The following is a 13,665-nucleotide window of genomic DNA, read 5'->3' as shown; positions in this document are numbered from 1 at the left end:
GAGGTCAAAATTAGAGAAGAGATTTAAATTAAGCGGACAGTGCTCTTAATAAAGCAAACGCTTCTTTTACCTGCTCTTCTGTTACCACAAAGGCACGTAATACATCATTTTTATCAAAGCCTTTAGCGATAATGCCCGATTGTGTTGTACTAATATTCCACGTTAAATCTTTACGTGCGGTTTCACCGGCAAGGTGCAGTGGCATTAAAGGCGTTTTTACCCGAATAATCATTGGCGGTAGATTAAGTGGCGCATTATTTTCACCTACAAGTGATTTTGCTAAATGCATCGCACTCAATTGTATTGGCTGTAAAAATGGCAATAAGCTACCGTTGATTTGTGCACAGTCACCTAAGGCATAAATATCTTTATCACTGCTTTGCAGATATTCATTCACAATAATCCCACGGTCAGTATGTAAACCTGCAAGATAAGCAAGCTCTATATTTGGTGTAAGCCCAGTCGCGGCAATAACACAATCAACGGTTAATTGATGATGTTGATTAAATGTCGCTAAAATTCCGTTATCGGTTTGTGTTAATGACTGTAACGGTGATTTGAGCATTAAACGCACACCAATTTCTGTTAGGCTTGATTGTAAACGACCACTGAGATCAGATGGGATCAGCGACGATAATAATTGCCCAGAAATATCAGCAAGGATCACTTCTTTACCTGCTCGACTAAAATCCATCGCTAATTCAGTACCAATTAACCCAGCACCTAAAATTAATATACGTTTAGCGTGATGAATTTGCGTTTCATAAGCTCGGTACTCTTGTTGGCTATTGAGCGTTAACATTAACTCATGCCCTGAAATTGGCGGACAATAGGTTTTGGCACCAGTGGCTAATATTAATTTATCGTAATACCATTGTTCGCCTTGCATGCTCTGAATACGTTTTTCATCCGTATTAATATCCGTAATTTGCGTATAAGGATGAATTGCTAATTGATATTGTTGTGCAAAGTCTTGAGCCGTTTGTTTCGTTAAATCATCGGCACTTTGTGCCTGACTGATTACATGGCTTAAATCGGGTTTGTTATATTCATCAATACTGTCTGATGCAATTAGGATAATAGGAATATCTGCATTAAATTTGCGAATATTTTTCACTAATTGGCGCGAAGCAAAGCCCGCGCCAATAATGACAATCCCATTACTGAGAAGGTCTTTACTCATTTTGCCTCCTTGGCAAGTGCATCAAAGACATCTTTTCCTAATGAACATTCAGGGCATAAGAAGTTATCAGGTACTTCACTCCACGGCGTATTAGGTTGAACATTTTGTATCGGTTCACCAATTGCAGGATCGTAAATCCATTGACACACACTGCATTGCATACAAGGACCTAAATCGACAGCTTCAACATTTGTGGCAACTTCAGGTTGTGATGAGACTGTACAACAAGATTGGGTTGCAGGAAGTGGTGCTAAAGCCCATTGGCGTGCAATTTCACGACCATATTCACGACAAATTTCTTGTGCTTGCATATCTGGGCGCCATTTGGTTTTTAGCGCTAATGTGGTTTCAAATCCGGCATCCATTAAGCGAGTTTGAATGCGATCTACGGCACCGCCATTCCAACCATAACTGCCAAAAGCAGCGGCTTTTTTATTACGAAAACGTAAGCCAGTCATCTCTTCCAGCATGGCGGCAATTTTTGGCATCATGACATTATTCATTGTCGATGAACCGACTAGCACACCCTTAGAACGAAAAGCACTAGTGATGATGTCATTTTTATCACTTTTGGCGACGTTATAGCTTTTTACAAATACGTTAGGGTCAATTTCGTTAATACCTTGTGCAATCGCATCTGCCATCATTCGTGTATTGTTTGACATGGTGTCATAGAAAATAGTGATGCGATCTTCTTGATAGTCTGCTGCCCATTTTAGATATAATTCAACGATTTGCGTTGGGGTGTCACGCCATACCACACCGTGAGAAGTAGCAATCATATCAACAGGTAAGTTAAAGCCTAAAATTTCATTAATTTTGGGTGTTACAAGGCGACTAAATGGCGTCAAAATATTGGCATAATAGCGTTGGCATTGTTCAAATAATTCAGTTTGGTCAACTTCATCGTTAAATAATCGTTCATCACAATAGTGCTGACCAAAGGCATCATTACTAAATAAAATCGCATCTCCCGTTAAATAGGTCATCATGCTGTCAGGCCAATGTAACATTGGCGTTTCAACAAAAATGAGTTGCTTACCATTACCAATATCTAGGCTATCGCCTGTTTTAACGATATTAAAATTCCATTCAGGATGATGGTGATGACCATTGATTGAATCAATGGCATTTGCTGTGCAATAAATCGGGGTATTAGGTATAAAAGACATCAGCTCAGTGAGTGCGCCAGCGTGATCTTCTTCTGCATGATTAATAATAATGTAATCAATCTCTTCTAGAGCAATTTGCGTGCGTAAATTTTGCACAAATTCACGGCTGAATTTATGATCAACCGTATCAATAAGCACATTCTTTTCTTCACGTATTAGGTAACTGTTGTAGCTACTGCCTAATAATGTTTTGTATTCAGTGCCATGAAAATCACGAACTTCCCAGTCACGTTGTCCAACCCAATTAACATTATTTTTAACATGAATAGCCATTTTATATTGTTCCTTCTCATTAATCTTTTCATAGGGATATGTATTGATATAATCAAGAAGCGTGCCATTTTTTAATTTGTTGTTTTATAACGTTTTTTATTTTGTTGGCTATTTATATATTGTCAATATGACTATCTTTATCATGTCAAAATGACCATAATAACAGTCATAATGACTATGAGGTGTTTTTATGGGCTTTTCTGTTGATGTGCTGGCTAAAATTGCCATTGAATTACAAAAAGATGTGGGTCATCAAGATAGGTTTCAACGCCTTGTGACCACGCTTCGGCAAGTGCTAAATTGCGATGCAGCCGCTCTGCTTCGTTATGAGCCTCATCAGTTTATTCCATTGGCGATAGATGGTCTTGTGCCTGATGTATTAGGGCGACGCTTTTTACTTGAAGGGCATCCACGCCTTGAAACTATTGCGCGTGCTGGGGATGTTGTTCGTTTTCCTGCGGATAGTGATTTACCCGATCCTTATGATGGGCTTATTCCGGATAGAGAGCATTTAAAAGTGCATGCTTGTGTGGGATTGCCGTTATTTGCGGGACAAGACTTAATTGGTACGTTAACGCTTGATGGAATGGACCCTAATCAGTTTGATACCTTTAGTGATGAAGAATTACGTTTAATTGCTGCATTAACCGCAGGAGCATTAAATAATGCATTATTGATTGAGCAACTTGAAAATCAAAATATGTTATTTACGCCAACCAATACGTTTAAGCCCACAGTAAAAACAGAAATTATTGGTTTATCGCCTTCAATGATGCAACTGAAAAAAGAGATAGAAATTGTTGCACCCGCAGATATGAATATTTTAGTGAGTGGCGAAACGGGAACGGGTAAAGAGCTGGTGGTAAAAGCCATTCATGAAATGTCTAATCGTGCAGATAATCCGTTAGTCTATTTAAATTGCGCCGCACTGCCTGAGAGCGTGGCGGAAAGTGAATTATTTGGTCATGTGAAAGGGGCTTTTACAGGAGCAATTAGTCATCGTAGTGGTAAATTTGAAATGGCAGATAACGGAACGTTATTTCTTGATGAAATAGGGGAGTTATCATTATCACTGCAAGCCAAATTACTGCGTGTCTTACAATATGGTGATATTCAACGTATTGGTGATGATCGTAATTTACGCGTCAATGTGCGTGTATTAGCAGCAACAAATCGTGATTTATGGGAAGAAGTATTAGCGGGGAATTTCCGTGCTGATTTATTTCATCGTTTAAGTATTTTCCCTCTGCATGTGCCTCCATTACGAGAAAGAGACGAAAATATTCTGCTATTAGTAGGTTATTTTTGTGAGCAATATCGTCAACGTTTTAATCTTACTCAAGTGATTATTAGCCCAGAATTACGCCTTTATTTATTACACTATTCTTGGCCAGGTAATGTGCGAGAATTAGAACACACCATTCATCGAGCGATTGTTTTAGCCAGAGCGGGAAATAAAACTGATAGCCTTATTTTACAAGTGAGCCATTTTGCTTTAGGGGCTGAAAATCCAGTTCACTCTGGTTCTCAAATGTTACCTTCAGAAGAAAAAAATCTAAAAGAAGCAACGGACGAATTTCAGCGAGACTTAATCAAACAAGCATTACTGCGTAATAACCAAAATTGGGCAGCAACCGCGCGAGAATTATCACTTGATCCGGCTAATTTACGTCGTTTAACAAAACGCTTGGGATTAAAATCATCATAATTTTAAAAGGGATGTTCTTAATGAAAAAAGGTAATTTGGGTGCGTGGTCCAAATTACCTTAAATAATTATGTTAGGATGATAAGTTGTTAATAAATTTCTATTTTCTGAATGCGTTCACCGTGATGGTTACCAGTTCTGTTAATGTGCTATAAAATTGGCTATACCCACTCATTTTTAATTTATTTAAATAGTGAGGTAGCCATGTGGTTAAATGAAGGGAAAATAATTCATTAACTGCTTCTTCTTTTTTTTCCGATGCCAATACCGCCGCTTGAAATAGCATCAAACCGATATGATCAACAGGCTCTGGAAAAGGCGTGTTTACTTTTAAACGTTCCCGTTTTAAAAATTCACTCAGCGCAAGGGTAGAATCCCCTTGTAATAAACCTTCAGGGTCTAAATAGACCGAACCCCAAGGTGGGGCAGGCAATGCATTAGGGCCAACAAAAAGATTTTGCCATTGGGTTTTTAATTGCTCTGTATCGATAGACACAGAATCAATTAAACGTTCACACAGACGGTTTTCAATTTTACAAGGCCACTGTGCTACAAAATCCCCAGTTTTAAAAAAGTTGAGTGCAGTTTTATTGGTGTCATCATCAGGTGGGAACAAATAACAAATTCCCAATAAATTAAATGCAGCCGCATAATAAGAGAGTCTGCTCATAATTTTGATATTTCCTTAAACAAACCCCGATTAATGAGGTTTGTTTTTTTATTATTTAAACGACATACTCAATGGCAATTAGTGAATTGAGTAGAAAACATAGCGCAACATAAAGTCAGCGATAATTGCGATAACACAGCCAAGTGCAAAAATAGACTCAGTGGATTTCTCTTGATTTTTAGGGGCTAGGAATTTCACTAAACTATAACCACAAGCCAATACTGCAAAGGTTGCTAAGATCCAGCATGTAGTCCGTAACGAACCAATGGAGTAATAGACTTGAATAGGCGATAACGGGAATGTCACCGAATTTTGGCTATATAGAGTGCTAGTTAAATATTGCTCATAAAAAGGTTGATACAATAATCGACCCATTAAGCTAACTGCTATTATTCCCCATAGTTGCCATTTCCAACGCATTGGGAAAGAGGTTTGTGGTATTTCAATACCTAACTTATTTCCGACACGTTGCACTATTTTGAACAATAAAAAGAAAATTGCAGCACCTAGCGTTAACATTGCCCCGAAGAACATCACATACGTGTTGTTATCCATCCATGTCAAAATGGAGGTGTGGCGATAAATTGATGCCATGCAATAAATATCAAATAACCCAATCAGAATACTGGTACTTAATAACAGCATTGAGAGTTTGCGAGTGCGCCAGAGCCATAAAAAGGTTAAGCCTAGACAACCGACAAAAATAGCTGTGATAGCAACTTCACGACTTAGCCAAGCGGAAAAAACATTTCTAATCGCATTTGGGGCATTTAATGGCACACCTAAGTGAGTGATTGAGGCAATAGAGCCTAAACCTGCTAGTCCGCAAATAACAAATAAGGCCAATAGCATAAAGCGATAGTAGCTTTCTGCATTGAGATAATGAGAAAGGCGGCGAGCCAAAAGCCCTGTTGTTAGCGCAAGACCAATGGCCGCATTCATCATAAATGTGAAGATTAATAATGACCATTCATTCATTTTCTTTCTCCCTTATTATTAATTCCGTCATTATTGGCACCCTGATGTGGGTTAATAACAAGGTTTGGATGCGTTATTTCAGGGGAAGGTAAACCCGTGACATAATCTAAATCGCCATAGCGTTCACGTAGTTCATCAATAGGGCCAAATTGGATTGCACCTAACGGACAAGTAGCGACACAAACGGGTTGTTCACCTTTTTGCTGTAAATCGATGCAAAAATCGCATTTTGACATCTGTTTGGTTTCTGGGTTCATTTGTGGTGCGCCATAAGGGCAAGACCACGCACAAGCACCACAACCGACACATTTGTCTGTATCTACCATCACAATGCCATCACCTTCACGCTTATGCATTGCGGTTGTTGGGCAATTTTTAACGCAAATAGGATCGTCACAATGGTTACAAGAGATAGATAAGGTGTAAGCAAAGACATTATTAATCAGTGCGCCTTTAGGATTTCGGGTATACCCGCCACCCGTAATTTCATAGACACGACGAAATTTGCGCCCGACATCGAGGTTATTTTTATCTTTGCACGCAACCTGACACGCTTTACAACCTGAACAGCGAGCGCTATCGATATAAAATCCTAACTGTTTACTACTCACTGCGGGATAAACGATAAATTTACTCATGCTTTTGCTACCTCGACCAATAATGTTTGGTGAGCATTGCCGTGTGCCATTGCGGTGCTACGAGATGATGTTAATACGTTGGCACATCCACCTTGATCTATGCCTTTTGCATCAGGTTGCCACCAAGCACCTGCTTGCAAGGCGACAACACCAGGCATAATTCGTTGTGTTAATTTGACGGGAACCATGGTTACCCCGCGATCGTTATACACTTTGACTTTCTCGCCCTCTTTGATGTTTCTATCTTGGGCATCTAACGGATTAATCCACAGTTCTTGGCGTTGGACTTCTTGCAACCAAGGGTTAGCAAATTGTGTTGAGTTTGCGCGGTTACGCCCTTTCCATGTGATAAGTTGCAGAGGGAATTTATCCGTTAACGTATCTTCGGGGCCCTCAATTGCGGGTACATAATGAGAAAGCGCAGGAATATCGACATTATTCATGTCATATAAACGCTTAGAGAAGATCTCAATTTTTCCTGATGGTGTTGGGAATGGGTTATTCTCGATATCTTGGATATTTTTCTCAAATGCCACATTTTGCGTATGAGGACGATGTTTTAAGAGATGACGGCGTTTAACCAATAGCTCTTGAAAGGTTGGAATACCGTCTTCAGGACGTTTAACACTCGCGTCATTAACTAAATATTCAATCCAATCACGGTCAGTCTCTTTGCCTTCGCTAAATTGTTCGCCTACCCCTAATTTATCGGCAACTTCACGTAACCAATCGTAGTCAGTGCGACGCTCAAACTCAGGTTCAATTACTTTTTCAGAAAGAATAATGTAGTCGCCATAACTCCATGTACCACCGATGTTCCAACGTTCTAGGAAGCTGGTTTCTGGTAGTAAAATATCGGCGTATTTTGCACTTGGCGTAAGATAGAGATCACTACAGACGATAAACTCGACTTTCGATTCATCTTCAAGTACTTTCGCAGCATGAAGAATATCGGTATTTTGATTTGTCATGTAGTTACCGGCCATTGAGAAAATCATCTTGATTTCAGTATCAAGTTTCTCTGCATTCAGTAACCCATTTTGTGGTGTGACTAAACTTTTATCTTCACACGCTTGTACCCAGTTGGTGATATTGATTTTCGCTTTTACTGGGTTGATTAATAGGCTTGGCCCTGCGATGGTTTTACGCAGTTCAGAATTTAATGCCATTCCATAACCCGCAGCCCAACCACCACGCACTCCCACATTCCCCGTGATAGTGGCGAGTAAAGTAGCGCCACGCGCCGTCCGTTCACCACAAATATGACGTTGAGGCCCCCAGCCTTGCATTAATGCAGCAGGTTTTGTCGATGCGTATTCACGCGCTAATTTTTTAATAGTATCGGCAGGTACTTTAGTGATGGTTTCAGCCCATTCAGGGGTTTTCTTAATGCCATCTTTTTTACCCATTAAATAGGCAACTAAAGACTCATTTTCACCCACACCTTCTGGCATTTGGTGCTCATCAAAGCCGATTGTGTATTTATCAATAAAGGCTTGGTCATGCAGGTTTTCGCTGACGATGACATACATCATCGCATCCATCATCGCGTTATCTGTCGTGGGTAATAAAGGGATCCACTGATCAGCTAAAGAAGAGGCGGTATCAGAATAACGAGGGTCAACAACAATAAATTTAGTGCCGTTTTTCTTCATTTTTTGGAAAAAATGGTTTGAATGACCAAAAATAGTTTCGTTAGGATTATGACCCCATAAAATCACGAGAGGGGTATTTTCTAACGTATCTAATGTACTGCCACTGGCTGCGGTGCCGTATGTATAAGGCGTGACCGCAAGGGTATTGCCGTTACTGACAGAGTGATAGTTTTCCAGAAAACCGCCAGTGATATTAAATAGGCGACGTAACATATTCGCACCTGAGAAAATACCGCCAGTAACGCCCGTACTTAAACTCACAAAGCGAGACGCTGGACCATATTGCTGGTTAATGCGTTGCATATTTTGTGCGATAAGCGTGGTGGCTTCTTCCCAACTGATGCGCTCAAATTTGCCTTCGCCACGTTTTCCAACGCGTTTCATTGGGTATTTTAAACGGTCTGGGTGATAGACAAATTTACGATAACCACGGCCTCGTACACAGGCACGCATAATGGGCATCTCTTCATCTAAATCAGCATCTGGGCGTGTGCTAATACGGGTGACTTTGCCATCTTTTACATGGGCACGAATGTCACATTTACCTCCACAGTCAAAGCTACTACAGGTTGAAACAACGCGCTCTCCATCTTCGGTTGTTATTGATTTTACTGGGATAGCGTTATCTGTTGTCGCAGCAAAAGAGTTTGATGCGAGAAAAGGAAGGGTAACTAATGCTGAGCTCGCTTGAATAAAGTGACGGCGGCTAACATCGTTGAGAATGCTCTTTGTATCACTATCGTGATCGGACTGATTGCTCATAATGAACTCTACCTTAAACATAATAGGCGGATCCCGATATACCCGATACTTGATATAAAGAATGTGCGTGTTTTTTCTAGGCTATGAATAAAGGGAATGTCTGGTATCCGCTGCATTATTATTGAATGCATAGATAATTGCAGAATGCTCGAAATAACCTCTGCGAGAGGGATAGTAGTTGATTAATCTTTTGCCAACATTCTAAAACCAGACAATGACATTTGAATTTCAGCCTATTTACGAGAGGTGTTAAAAGCTCGTTTTTTGATTGTTAATAGGGTTTGTTAAATAGATATCAAGAAGGTTGAAATTTCGCATAAGGTATTTTAGCTATATATTTAAATATATAACGATTTTAATTATATAGGTTATTATTTGCCAGTGTGTAGAGCGTGGGATAACTGCTATATTAAAAGGAAGAAAATAAAAAGAGAGTGGTTTAAATTGTGAGAAATGTACCTTTAAAAAGCGTTGATTCACTTGACCGAGATGTTATTGCGCTAGGTACAGACTATCTGCCTAATACGTTGTTAGAAACGCATCAACATCGTCGAGCTCAATTTTTATATCCTGCCACAGGCTTAATTGAAGTGAGTACCAATGATGGTGAGTGGGTTATTCCACCGTCTTGTGGCGTATGGATACCGCCAGAAACAGGGCATGAAACTCGTATGTTAGATGTGAGTACGCGAAGCTTGTATATCGAGCCTTCTGCTGCTCCTCGTCATAGTAAACAGTGTGAAGTGTTAAGTGTTTCTCCTCTCTTTCGTCAGTTGTTACTTGAAGCTGTTGATGTACCTGCGGAATATGACAAAAAAGGGCGAGATGGTCTTTTAATGCAGTTAATCCTATGTGAATTATCGAAAGCAAAACCATTACCGTTTTTTGCGCCTATTCCACAAGACAGTAAATTAGCTAAATTATGCCGTGATTTTATCCGTAATCCTAAAATAGATTCTTTACCGCAACAGTGGGCAGATAAATTACATAAAAGTGAGCGCTCTTTTAGCCGATTTTTTCGTCAGCAAACAGGAATGTCATTTTCACAATGGCGACAGCAAGTCTGTTTATTAAATTCATTAACACAAATCTTATCAGGACGCGGTATTACCGAGATTGCCTTTGATTTGGGTTATAACAGCGCTGGCTCATTCTCAACAATGTTTAAAAAACAGATGGGACAATCGCCTTCTCATTTTAGTATGGATGCATTGGATATTGATCGGTTTTAATATGAATAATAAAATAATTCTCTAATTAAATTAAATATAGATAATTTTTGAGTTTAAAAATAGATATACTCTTATTTTAAGTTAGATGTTAATTTTATTTAAATAAGTAGGAATAGTATTCTTAATAAATATTTTCTTTAGAAGATAGTTCTATTATTTTATCTCTTTTATACTTTGCTCTCTTTTAGTATAGAGATATGTTTGTGGGATTAATTCTTAAAGAACAATGTGTTATTGTGGAACATGATTGCTCTGATTGGTTAACAACTCAGTCTGAAGAAAATCCAACTATTGAATATTCGAATGGTTTAAAAATTTATGCAATTTTTAAACGACAGTTTCTTTCAGATAAACAAAGTCGTGACAGAAAACAACGTCACCTAGGAGATAACTGTCCTTTAATTTCTACAAAAATGTGCAAATAGCTATTATCAAAACAATTTTACTTTCGCACCTCATTCCGTAAACAATAAGGTAGAACCACTAAGCTAAGTGCCGTAATAATTGCGGCCGCGGTTAGCACGACAAAAAAGGCATTTTCAAAGGCGATATTTGCTTGAGATATCACAAGAGAAGCCATGTCATTTGGCAATTTTTCTGCCACAATAAGAGCCTCATCTAAACTGTCATATACCGCATCATCAATTGTTAATGAGTCAGGTAATATCAGTTTTAAGGTGTACACGGTACTCATCAAACTGCCCATAAATGTCACACCAATCACACTACCGAGCTCATAAGCTACATCTTCAATTGATGCCGCCATTCCCGCTTGCCTATCTGCGACACTCAACATAATTGACGTAGATGCCGAGGTAAAGATAATACCTAAACCAAAGCCGATTAAGAATAAGCTACCGATTAACACCATTGGAGATGTTGTTTGATAAACAGCAATTAACCACAGATTTCCCACCAAAGTAAGCATAAATCCAGCAATAATTAAGCGAACTTCACCTAAACGCACCAAGAAATAACCTGCCAAGGGAGAAGCAAGTACAGAGCCAATAGGAATAGGTAAAATGACCAGCGCTGCATTCAGTGGAGTAAAACCCGCAACAAGCTGTAAACGCTGGCTAAGCAATAATTCAATGCCTACAATGATCACCATAGAAAGTACGGCCATTAAAATACCGATACTAAAAAAGCGGTTTTTAAATAACCTAAAGTCAATCATCGGGTGAGTCTGTTTACGTTGGCGTAGAGTAAATAGAGTGAGGAAAACTACGGCAATAATGGCGGCAATCGTCGCTTCATTCCACTGTGTATAAGGTTTTCCTATCTCTTTTAAGGCATAAATAGCACTGACCAAACCCACTAAAATGAGTACTGAGCTTAAGTAATCAATTTTATGATCACCATATCCCGAAAACTTAGGAATAAGCCAAATAGAGAACGGCAAGACAATAAGCACAATAGGGACGTTAATTAAAAAGACAGAACCCCACCAAAAATGTTCAAGTAACATGCCACCAATTAAAGGCCCTAAAGCAGCTCCGCCAGAAGCAACCGCAGACCAAATACCAATCGCAATAGCTCGTTCTTGTGGATCGCTAAAAACTTGGCGCACGATTGATAGTGTTGCAGGCATACTCATTGCGGCACCCACGGCTAAAAAAGCTCGAGAAGCAATTAAAGTGGTTGCTGTCGGTGAGAAAGCAGCACATAGAGAGGCAATCGCAAAAAGAGGAAGACCACAGATAAACAGCGTTTTATGACCAATTCTATCGGTTAGCATACCTGCTGCGGGTAATAATCCAGCAACAATTAATGGATAAGCATTCATTATCCAAAGTTTTTCTGAAGCACTTGCGTTTAAATCATAAGTTAAACGTGGCAATGCGGTATAAAGCACGGTTACATCAACAACAATGAGAAACAGCATGCTAGATACCAAAAGTAATACTATCCAACGTTTATAATCTTTTATCATAGAAATCTCAGTTATTTTTATGTGTATTATTTTTACTAGCGGCTATAATATAAATCCATACGAACGTATTGAAAAGAGGTTTTTTTTATGGGACGTCAAAGAACCATTGATAGAGAAAAACTGTTAGAAGCTATCTTCGACATTGTCATGGAGCAAGGAGCGGCAGCATTAACGATTGATACTGTTGCAAAAAAAATGGGGATCTCAAAAGGGGGCGTTCAATACTGTTTTAGTAGCAAAGAAGCAATGATTGATGCGATGTTTGAGCACTGGGAAGGCAGTTATGAAACGCAATTTAAAAAAATCGTTGAAAACGATAACTCACCTGAAAATCGAGTCACTGCACATATTCATGCCACTCATAATCATGACAAAGTCTCTTTTGCTAAAGGAGCGAGTTTGATGGCAGCATTGCTGCAAACGCCTGAATATCTACAAAGTACAAAAGAGTGGTATCAGCAACGATTAGCAGGTGTAGATATGACAACAGAAGCTGGAAAACGGGCAAGATTGGCATTTTTAGCGACAGAAGGCACTTTTTTACTGCGCTATTTTGGATTAATGGATATTGATGATAACGAATGGCAATCTATCTTTGAAGATATTGATTCAGAGTTACTTCAGCAAGGGAAAAGGCAATAAAAAAGCATGTTGTTAATGAGAAGAACAACATGCTTTTTATTGAAGATAATAGGGCTAAATGGAATTAGTAATACATAGCAATTAGCTTATTATCTAGCTCTTTAACGTCAACGGGTGTATCGAAAATATCTTCGATAATCTCTGCTTTCATGATCTCTTTTGGTGAACCGTGATAATACAGTTGTCCGTTACGCATGGCTAAAATATAGTCAGAATAAACAGAGGCAAAATTGATATCATGAATAACGATAATAATGGTTTTTCCTAATTCATCTGCTGCTTTTCGCAGAAGTTTCATCATGATTACCGCATGCTTCATATCAAGATTATTCAGTGGTTCATCAAGCATGACATATTCTGTGTCTTGGCATAGCACCATCGCAACATAGGTACGTTGACGTTGCCCACCCGATAATTCATCTAGATAACGGTGACGAAATTCAGTCAAATTTAAAAAGTCTAATGACTCATCAATGACTTTTTTATCATCGAGCGTTAAACGACCTTTGCTGTAAGGATAGCGACCAAAGCCAACTAATTCTTCTACGGTTAAACGGCTAACAAACTGGTTTTCTTGGCGCAGTATTGAAAGATTTCTAGCAAGAACATCGCTATCAGTTGCAGCAACATCCATACCATTAACGCTCACCATGCCACTTTCAGGAAGTAATAGACGTCCAATAACAGAAAGTAGTGTGGATTTACCTGCGCCATTAGGGCCTATGATCGAAGTAATACCGCCACGTTGAATTGTTGTTGTAATATTATCGAGAACGGTCGTGTCTTGATAACGTTTTGATATTTTGCTGATTTCAATCATA

Annotated in this window: 11 protein-coding genes and 1 pseudogene; 4 read left to right on the top strand and 8 right to left on the bottom strand. The window is 39.0% G+C overall.

Going from position 1 to position 13,665, the window contains the following annotated elements:
- Window positions 1-28: 28 nt before the first annotated feature.
- Both norW and norV read right to left on the bottom strand, forming a co-directional pair.
- Window positions 29-1,183: an NADH:flavorubredoxin reductase NorW gene (norW, locus tag ACNARN_RS13155; protein ID WP_416304544.1), complete on the bottom strand. Its 1,155-nt coding sequence runs from the start codon at window positions 1,181-1,183 to the stop codon at window positions 29-31.
- Entirely contained in the window at window positions 1,180-2,628 is a 1,449-nt protein-coding gene (gene norV / locus ACNARN_RS13150) for an anaerobic nitric oxide reductase flavorubredoxin (protein ID WP_416304543.1), read from the bottom strand. Before norV ends, norW begins: the two co-directional genes overlap by 4 nt.
- A 190-nt stretch (window positions 2,629-2,818) precedes the next feature.
- Between norV and norR the strand changes: the two genes are divergently transcribed.
- Window positions 2,819-4,336: a nitric oxide reductase transcriptional regulator NorR gene (gene norR / locus ACNARN_RS13145; RefSeq protein ID WP_416304542.1), complete on the top strand. Its 1,518-nt coding sequence runs from the start codon at window positions 2,819-2,821 to the stop codon at window positions 4,334-4,336.
- A 98-nt stretch (window positions 4,337-4,434) separates the two neighbouring features.
- Here the strand turns inward: norR and ACNARN_RS13140 are convergent, their stop codons facing one another.
- From ACNARN_RS13140 to ACNARN_RS13125, 4 genes are all read right to left on the bottom strand, one after another.
- Window positions 4,435-5,004 (bottom strand): molecular chaperone TorD family protein, encoded by a 570-nt coding sequence (locus ACNARN_RS13140; protein WP_198629963.1) that lies wholly within the window; start codon window positions 5,002-5,004, stop codon window positions 4,435-4,437.
- Window positions 5,005-5,082: 78 nt separating this feature from the next.
- Window positions 5,083-5,982, bottom strand: a complete 900-nt coding sequence (locus tag ACNARN_RS13135; protein ID WP_416304541.1) for a dimethyl sulfoxide reductase anchor subunit family protein — start codon at window positions 5,980-5,982, stop codon at window positions 5,083-5,085.
- The gene (locus ACNARN_RS13130; RefSeq protein WP_109406736.1) at window positions 5,979-6,620 is read right to left on the bottom strand and encodes a DMSO/selenate family reductase complex B subunit; all 642 of its coding nucleotides are present in this window, start codon (window positions 6,618-6,620) and stop codon (window positions 5,979-5,981) included. Before ACNARN_RS13130 ends, ACNARN_RS13135 begins: the two co-directional genes overlap by 4 nt.
- Window positions 6,617-9,037: a DMSO/selenate family reductase complex A subunit gene (locus tag ACNARN_RS13125; RefSeq protein ID WP_349443223.1), complete on the bottom strand. Its 2,421-nt coding sequence runs from the start codon at window positions 9,035-9,037 to the stop codon at window positions 6,617-6,619. The genes ACNARN_RS13130 and ACNARN_RS13125 overlap by 4 nt, the downstream gene beginning before the upstream one ends.
- A gap of 446 nt (window positions 9,038-9,483) precedes the next feature.
- Between ACNARN_RS13125 and ACNARN_RS13120 the strand changes: the two genes are divergently transcribed.
- Together ACNARN_RS13120 and ACNARN_RS13115 are read left to right on the top strand one after the other, a co-directional pair.
- A complete protein-coding gene (locus tag ACNARN_RS13120) occupies window positions 9,484-10,269 on the top strand; it encodes an AraC family transcriptional regulator (RefSeq protein WP_198620123.1) in 786 nt (261 codons plus the stop codon).
- A 203-nt stretch (window positions 10,270-10,472) separates the two neighbouring features.
- Window positions 10,473-10,673 (top strand): annotated as a pseudogene (locus tag ACNARN_RS13115) (hypothetical protein); the annotation flags it as partial.
- A 38-nt stretch (window positions 10,674-10,711) separates the two neighbouring features.
- On the opposite strand, the gene ACNARN_RS13110 reads toward ACNARN_RS13115, so the two are convergent.
- Entirely contained in the window at window positions 10,712-12,202 is a 1,491-nt protein-coding gene (locus ACNARN_RS13110; RefSeq protein WP_416304540.1) for an MFS transporter, read from the bottom strand.
- A gap of 87 nt (window positions 12,203-12,289) precedes the next feature.
- On the opposite strand from ACNARN_RS13110, the gene ACNARN_RS13105 reads away from it, so the two are divergent.
- A complete protein-coding gene (locus ACNARN_RS13105; RefSeq protein ID WP_198620121.1) occupies window positions 12,290-12,844 on the top strand; it encodes a TetR/AcrR family transcriptional regulator in 555 nt (184 codons plus the stop codon).
- Window positions 12,845-12,908: 64 nt separating this feature from the next.
- Here ACNARN_RS13105 and ACNARN_RS13100 read toward each other — a convergent pair whose 3' ends face one another.
- Complete coding sequence (locus ACNARN_RS13100) at window positions 12,909-13,664, bottom strand: ABC transporter ATP-binding protein (protein ID WP_196533912.1); 756 nt, start codon at window positions 13,662-13,664, stop codon at window positions 12,909-12,911.
- Between the last annotated feature and the right edge of the window lies 1 nt (window position 13,665).

The sequence above is a fragment of the Proteus sp. TSJ240517 genome, from assembly GCF_047921575.1.
Lineage (GTDB): Bacteria > Pseudomonadota > Gammaproteobacteria > Enterobacterales > Enterobacteriaceae > Proteus.
The sequence above is the reverse complement of the archived record's forward strand: the minus strand, read 5'-3'. Positions and strand labels throughout refer to the sequence as shown.

Coding starts and splice junctions, on each gene's coding strand:
- ACNARN_RS13100 (WP_196533912.1), bottom strand. CDS start 13,664: ATGATTGAAATCAGCAAAATATCAAAACGTTATCAAGACACGACCGTT.
- ACNARN_RS13105 (WP_198620121.1), top strand. CDS start 12,290: ATGGGACGTCAAAGAACCATTGATAGAGAAAAACTGTTAGAAGCTATC.
- norR (WP_416304542.1), top strand. CDS start 2,819: ATGGGCTTTTCTGTTGATGTGCTGGCTAAAATTGCCATTGAATTACAA.
- ACNARN_RS13140 (WP_198629963.1), bottom strand. CDS start 5,004: ATGAGCAGACTCTCTTATTATGCGGCTGCATTTAATTTATTGGGAATT.
- norV (WP_416304543.1), bottom strand. CDS start 2,628: ATGGCTATTCATGTTAAAAATAATGTTAATTGGGTTGGACAACGTGAC.
- ACNARN_RS13130 (WP_109406736.1), bottom strand. CDS start 6,620: ATGAGTAAATTTATCGTTTATCCCGCAGTGAGTAGTAAACAGTTAGGA.
- norW (WP_416304544.1), bottom strand. CDS start 1,183: ATGAGTAAAGACCTTCTCAGTAATGGGATTGTCATTATTGGCGCGGGC.
- ACNARN_RS13135 (WP_416304541.1), bottom strand. CDS start 5,982: ATGAATGAATGGTCATTATTAATCTTCACATTTATGATGAATGCGGCC.
- ACNARN_RS13110 (WP_416304540.1), bottom strand. CDS start 12,202: ATGATAAAAGATTATAAACGTTGGATAGTATTACTTTTGGTATCTAGC.
- ACNARN_RS13125 (WP_349443223.1), bottom strand. CDS start 9,037: ATGAGCAATCAGTCCGATCACGATAGTGATACAAAGAGCATTCTCAAC.